This window comes from Nonomuraea zeae, assembly GCF_005889725.1.
GTDB lineage: Bacteria > Actinomycetota > Actinomycetes > Streptosporangiales > Streptosporangiaceae > Nonomuraea > Nonomuraea zeae.
Genome location: NZ_VCKX01000469.1, coordinates 1 through 6,555, shown reverse-complemented (window position 1 = coordinate 6,555; position 6,555 = coordinate 1). Strand labels below are relative to the sequence as shown.

Annotated in this window: 4 protein-coding genes; 3 read left to right on the top strand and 1 reads right to left on the bottom strand. The window is 69.4% G+C overall.

What is annotated here, in order from left to right; genetic code table 11:
* Positions 1–171: 171 nt before the first annotated feature.
* The 3 genes from treZ to ETD85_RS59095 all read left to right on the top strand — a co-directional run bounded on the left by treZ (position 172) and on the right by ETD85_RS59095 (position 4,515).
* Positions 172–1,896, top strand: a complete 1,725-nt coding sequence (gene treZ, locus ETD85_RS59105) for a malto-oligosyltrehalose trehalohydrolase (protein ID WP_138698558.1) — start codon at positions 172–174, stop codon at positions 1,894–1,896.
* A gap of 492 nt (positions 1,897–2,388) precedes the next feature.
* Entirely contained in the window at positions 2,389–3,360 is a 972-nt protein-coding gene (locus ETD85_RS59100; RefSeq protein WP_138698557.1) for a hypothetical protein, read from the top strand.
* Positions 3,361–3,660: 300 nt separating this feature from the next.
* Positions 3,661–4,515, top strand: a complete 855-nt coding sequence (locus tag ETD85_RS59095; protein ID WP_138698556.1) for a hypothetical protein — start codon at positions 3,661–3,663, stop codon at positions 4,513–4,515.
* A 330-nt stretch (positions 4,516–4,845) separates the two neighbouring features.
* On the opposite strand, the gene ETD85_RS59090 is transcribed toward ETD85_RS59095, so the two are convergent.
* A complete protein-coding gene (locus tag ETD85_RS59090; protein WP_138698555.1) occupies positions 4,846–6,447 on the bottom strand; it encodes an FAD-dependent monooxygenase in 1,602 nt (533 codons plus the stop codon).
* Between the last annotated feature and the right edge of the window lie 108 nt (positions 6,448–6,555).

Sequence of the window (6,555 nt, the reverse complement as noted above, 5' to 3'; positions counted from 1 at the left end):
GGACCGGCTCGCGGTCTGGTCGGGAGGCCGGCTCGGGGTCTGGTTGGGGGGCGACGACCTTGACCTTGCCTGCCGGGAGCTGGCGTGAGCTGCTCACCGGCGGCGTCTTCACCGGGCGCATCCCGCTCACGCACCTGCTCGGTCAGTATCCGGTCTCACTCCTGGAGAGACATGATATTTGAGGTCTGGGCACCGAAGGCCACTGCTGTCGAGGTGGACGTCCTGGGCGCCGAGCCCGGACGCCGGGCCATGGCGCCCGGGGAAGGGGGCTGGTGGTCGGTCGAGGTGGCGGAGGCCGGGCACGGCACGAGATACGCGTACGTGGTGGACGGCGACGGCCCCTACCCCGACCCGCGCTCGCGCAGGCAGCCCGAGGGGATCTTCGCGCACAGCGCCGTCTACGACCACGCCCGGTTCACCTGGTCCGACCACGAGTGGAAGGGCCGGGACCTGCGCGGGTCGGTGATCTACGAGCTGCACGTGGGGACGTTCACGCCCGAGGGGACGTTCGTGGCGGCCGTCGAGAAGCTACCGCACCTCGTCGAGCTGTGCGTGGACTTCGTGGAGGTCATGCCGGTCGCGCCGGTGCCCGGCGGGCGTAACTGGGGTTACGACGGGGTGGACCTCTATGCGGTCAACGAGACGTACGGGGGGCCGGACGGGCTCAAGCTGTTCGTGGACGCGTGCCATCGGGCCGGGATCGGGGTCATCCTGGACGTCGTCTACAACCATCTGGGGCCGTCGGGGAACTTCCTGCACCCCTTCGGACCCTATTTTTCCGGATTTAAGGGCAGTTACTGGGGCGAGGCCGTCAATCTGGACGGGTCGGGGTCCGACGAGGTGCGGCGCTACTTCATCGGCAACGCCGTGCAGTGGCTGCGCGACTACCACATCGACGGGCTGCGGCTGGACGCCGTGCACGCGCTGCACGACAGGCGCGCCACGCACCTGCTGGCGGAGCTGTCGGAAGAGGTGGACACGCTGGCGTGCTCGGTCGGCCGCCCGCTGTCGCTCATCGCCGAGTCCGACCTGAACGACCCGCGCATGGTGCGCCCGCTGGAGGCCGGCGGCCTGGGCATGACGGCGCAGTGGGACGACGACGTCCACCACGCCCTGCACTGCGCGGTGAGCGGTGAGGGGCACGGATACTACGCGGACTTCGCCGACCTCCCGGCGCTGGCCAAGGTGCTGGCCAGCGGCGTGCTGCACGACGGCGGCTACTCCAGCTTCCGCGAACGCTCGCACGGCGGGTCGTTCGCCGGCGTCCCCGGCCACCGGCTGGTGGCCTGCCTGCAGAACCACGACCAGATCGGCAACCGGCCGGCCGGGGACCGGCTGCCGATGTCCGCGCTCAAGCTGGGGGCGGGGCTGCTGCTGACCTCGCCGTTCACGCCGATGCTGTTCATGGGGGAGGAGTGGGGGGCGCGCTCGCCGTTCCTGTTCTTCTCCGACCACGTCGAGCCGCAGCTACGGGAAAGCGAGGGGGACCGGCGGGGGCGGGAGTTCGACGGCTTCGGCTACGTATGGGACGCGCCCGACCCGTCGGACGAGGAGACGTTCCTGCGCTCGAAGCTGGACTGGAGCGAGGTCAAGGAGGAGGCGCACTGGTCGCTGCTGTGCTGGTACCGGGACCTGATCGCGCTGCGCAAGGCACTGCCCGAGCTGTCGGACCCACGGCTGGACCGGGTCAGGGTGGAGGTGGATCCGCTGGGGAAGTGGCTGCTGATGTGGCGGGGGGCGCTCGCCGTGACGGTGAACTTCTCGCCGGAGTCGGTGACGCTGCCGCTGACGGCGGGCACGGTGCTGCTGTCCTCGGACGAGCCGGTGGTGGCGGACCGGGACGGCCTGCGCCTGCCCGGCCAGGCCATGGTGATCTACCGAACCGTCGACTCCTAGCCGGCGTCGGCGAGGGTGGTCCTGCGTAGCCGCGCCTTGTAGCGGGTGCGAGTGCGGTGCGGCTGCGCACCTCGAACGGCGGGGTGCCTTGGGCCACTGGGGACCTTAAGCCACACCAGGCACCTAGAGCGCCGGTAGAGGCCGCCTTCACGCACGTGGACACCGGTGGCCCGGCGCGGTACCCCGTACAGGGTGGGTGCTGCGGCGCGGTGCCCACACCGAGACCACACCGGGACGGGCACCGCCGCCCGATGCGTACACCTGCACCCGCGGCACTGCGGTACTGGGACATTGGGGCACTGCGGTCGCCCGGCGCGTACACCGGCGTGCGCTGCGGTGTCGTGTGGTGCGTTCATCCACAGGCCCTACGCTCCCCGAACCACGTTTTCCACAGAACCACATTCGGACCCATCCCCACCCCACCACCTCCTCGATCCTGAGTGCCTCACCGCATCCCATCCCGATCTGTCACCCGGAAGCAGGCATTCACTCATGAAGATCTCTCTCGCTCTCCCAAGCACGCTGACCTCCCTCTTCATCGTCGCCATGGAGCACCTGATGTTCGACGTCGAGTCGTTCGTCCCCTGGCGCATCGGCGGCCCGTACAAAAAGGCGGCGATCAGCGCGACGAGCACAGGCGCCCTGACCGTCACCCACCACCCCACCCCATGGAGACCGGCCGGCGTGGCCACCTTCACGGACGAGGAGAGACGCCACCTTCGACGCACGAAACACCACGTCATCCTGTCCACCACGGCACCCCCGCACGACCTCCCGGCCAGCGTGCAGGCGGCACGGGCGGCGGCCCGGGCCCTGGCGCGCGAATGCGACGGCCTGCTGATCGACCCGCTGACCGGCTCGACCATCCTCACCTGTGGACGATGCGCGGGCGAGCCGACCGGCTTCCGTCTCAACGACGACTGGCTGGCCTGGGACGTCCAGGTCCACGACGCCGCGACCTGCCCGCCGTGGGATCCGGCCGACACGGGCGTGTGCGACTGCCTCCGCGTCACCTCACGCGGCCTGCGCCGCTTCGCCCTGCCGGAGATCACTCTCGACGGCGCCGCCTGCGCCCACAACCTCTGTGCCACCAACCTCCTGCGTACGGTGGCCAACCGCCTGATCACCGACCACCTGGCGTACGTCACCACCCACCCGGAGGCCGCAGAACGCAAGATCGACGACTTCCTCCAGATCCAGCCGTCCGACCAGCCCGACGGCGGCCGGCCCTTCGCCGTCCAGCTGACGCCCTACGACACGGATCAGGGAGAGCTGGGGCGCGCCGGCAGCATCCGCAGGCTCAAGGTCGGGCCCGCGCCGGGCACGGGCCAGGTGGCGTGCCTCAAGGTCGGCCCACCTCCCGGCTTCAGCGGCTCCTTGAACGAATGGCTCTGCGCGACCCAGAAAGCCGGCCACGCCACCCTGACACTCATCGACCCCCAGGCGCCCGCCCTCGCTGCCTGAGCTCATCGACCCTCACACACCCGCCCTCGCTGCCTGAGCTCGTCACCCCTCACACACCCGCCCTCGCCGCCTGAGCTCATCACACCCCGCATACCGGCCTTTTGCCGCCTGACACCTCCGGCCGCTGCGCTACGTAGCCGAGTCGCTCGGGACCGTTGTGACGCTCTAGCTACTCTGAGGCAGCAGAGCAAGAGCCACAAGCGCCTGTACTGCTATGACCCGATTTGTTGGGAAAAATGGTAGATCGTCCTGAACCGAAATGGGGCTTAAAGCCGTCCAAGTGACGTGATCCCGTTTGAGATGATCGATGAAGATCTGCGAACGGCGCGTCGGAGGGCGCGCCGCTGGGGAGAGCTGAACGAGCGCCGCGCGGCGATCGGCGACCGGGTACGCGATGCCCGGTGGGCGATCGATGCGGTCGGAGTGTGGGATCAGGAGGCGGTAGCCGCAGAGGAGGCCAGGCTGGGCGCGTTCGCCCTTGCCCTTACGGCCGTGGAGCAGGAGCTGGCTGAGGTCGGACCGGCGCAGGAGCTCTATGAGGAGTTGCTGGCACGAGAGGAGCGCCGGCTGACCGAATCGGCCGACCCGCGAGGGGCCAAGCTGCTGGAGATCGGACGGCTGCTGGCAGAGGTGAACGTGGAGCTGCCCGCCCGAGAGCGCGCCCATGCGGCGGGCCTCGCGGTCCTGCGCGAGCATGGTGATCGGGAGGCGCTGAACGAGTTCTTCCACCAGGTGCGAGCACTCGGCCTGATGGTGGATCCACCCGCGCCCGATGGCGCACGCGGCACGGCCGGGCCCGAGAGCGGCGATGTCGATCCACACGAGGCCGGTGCCGACGCACATGCAGCCGGTGACGTTTCACGTGGGGCGGGTGCCGATTCGGGCGCGGCCGGTGCTGGTTCACGTGAGGTGGGTGCCGATTCACGCGCAGCGGGTGCCGGTTCACGTACTGACGAGATTCAGGACGACGAGGCCGTTCCGGGTCAAACGGATGCCGGCGACGGTTTGAGCGCCGACAGTAACCAACGGCCGACGCTGCTTAGTGGCCCCGACGACATCCAACGGCTGGTGGAGCGATTGGAGCAGCACTGCCAGGAGCTGGAACGCCTGCACGACCGCCTCTGGGCCCGCCGCGAGGAGATACTGCTCGGCTGAGCCCGAGTTGTGAGGCCCGGCGCCGGAGGTGGAAGGACGCCGGGCCGGCTTATGGGTGCGGCGAGGGGTTCCGCACCGGCTTATGGGTGCGGCGAGGGGCTCCGGACCGGCCTATGCGGGAGCCGTGTCGCCTGTGGGGTGGCCGGGCCGCAAGGAGCGTTAAGGGGGTCGTGGCGATCTGCGGACGTGGTGAGGGACTGGGCCGGCTGGGTGGACGTGGTGAGGGGTCGGGCGGACCGGTGGAGATGGTGAGGGTTCGGGCTGACCGGTGGAGATGGTGCAGGTTCGGGTCGGCCGGGGGAATGAGACGGTGAGGGTGCCGGGGCGGCTTCAGCGGCTGAGGATCTGGCGCATGACTTGCTCCAGAGTGGCCGCCGGATCCAAGTCGGCGTCCTCGGAGCGCCAGGCCACATACCCGTCCGGCCGGACCAGGACGGCGCCGCCCCCGCGGACGCCGTACCGCTCCTGGAATCGTCCCTCCACATCCATCAGCTCCTCGTCCACCACCACCCGCGTCAGCTGGACCCCCAGCCGTTCCTTGACCAGGCGACCGGCGTCCATCCAGGCCTGACCCCCGTGCTTGGCGGCCAACAGGACGAAGCCGGAGCCGAACAGGTCGATGGTGGAGATGTGCTGTCCGTCCCAGTCGAGGATCACGTGGGGTGCGCGGCTGCCGGGGCGGCCGTTCGGTACGCGGGGATCCTCCAGGAGGGAGCCATCATCGCCGGGTTCGTCCAGGATCGCCGTGGAGTGGTAGCGGTAGCCGATGAGTGCGCCCACAGGGTCTTCGAGGGGCTCCGGGTAGCCGATGCGAGCCGCGGGCGGCATGCGTACGCCGAGATTCGCGAGCTGGGCGTCGGCGGTCAGCGTGCCGATCGGGCGGCGCTCGGCATCGTAGGAGTCGAGGAACGCGGGACCCGCCTGGCCCGTGAGCACCAGCCACAGCCGCCAGGCGATGTCGCAGCCGTCCTGGAGCGCCGTGCTGCCGCCCTGCCCGCCGGTGGGCGGCATCGTGTGGGCGGCGTCACCGGCGAAGAACACCCGTCCCGCCCGGTAGTTGTCGGCCAACACGTGCGCCATCGCGAACGTCGTCTTGTCCAGGATGCGTACGTCCAGATCCGGGCGGCCGGTTCCGATCCGTACCAGCTCGACGCAGCGCTCCTCGGTGAAGTCCGCCTCGCTCTCGTCCTTCGAGGCGTCAAAGTTGACGCCGAGCACGTGTGCCCCCACGCCGGTGCCGGTCACGATCACGCCGGTGAAGACGTCGTTCTGGAGGTACCAGAGCGTGACCTCGCGTTCGCGGACCAGGCCGGTCAGGTCGGCGTCGAACATGATCGAGCACAGCTGCCCCAGCTCGCCCTTGCCTGAGACGGGAACGTCGAGGAGGGCGCGCAGCGGGCTGCGGTAGCCGTCGGCGGCCACCACGTAGTCGGCTCGCACCATGCGGTCCACGCCCTCCGCGCGGATCAGCGCCGTGACGCCGTCCTCGTCCTGTTCGAGCGAACGCAGCTCGGTGGAGAAGCGCAGGTCGGCGCCCACCTCCTCGGCTTTGGCCCGCAGTACGCGCTCGACCTCGGCCTGTGGTGCGCCTACGTTCACCGCGGGGGTGATGTCGCGGAGGAAGGCCAGCTCGGTGACCTCGTCGTTGATGATCATGTGGGGGTTGGGGTCGGTGAGGGTCTGCGCGATCGCGATGCGCATGTTCTCCCCGATTCCTGCCCAGATGTCGCTGAGCGCCTCCTCTATGCCTGGCAGGGGGCGCAGCAGCTCTACCGCTCGCGGGCCGACACCGAATGCTTTGGGTTGGATCGAGGTGCTTGGATGGCGTTCGACCAGCATGACGGGAATCTCGCGCCAGGCCAGGAGTGCCGCCGCGCTCAGCCCTGCGTACCCACCGCCCACCACCAGGACGGATACTCGCTCCTGCTCCATTGCTCTCCACCTCCGGTAACGCGTACTATCGCGTTTATGTTGAGCGACACGATATGTCGCGTCTGGGATGATGGTCAAGACATATCTTGACGTCCCCGTCCCCGTCCC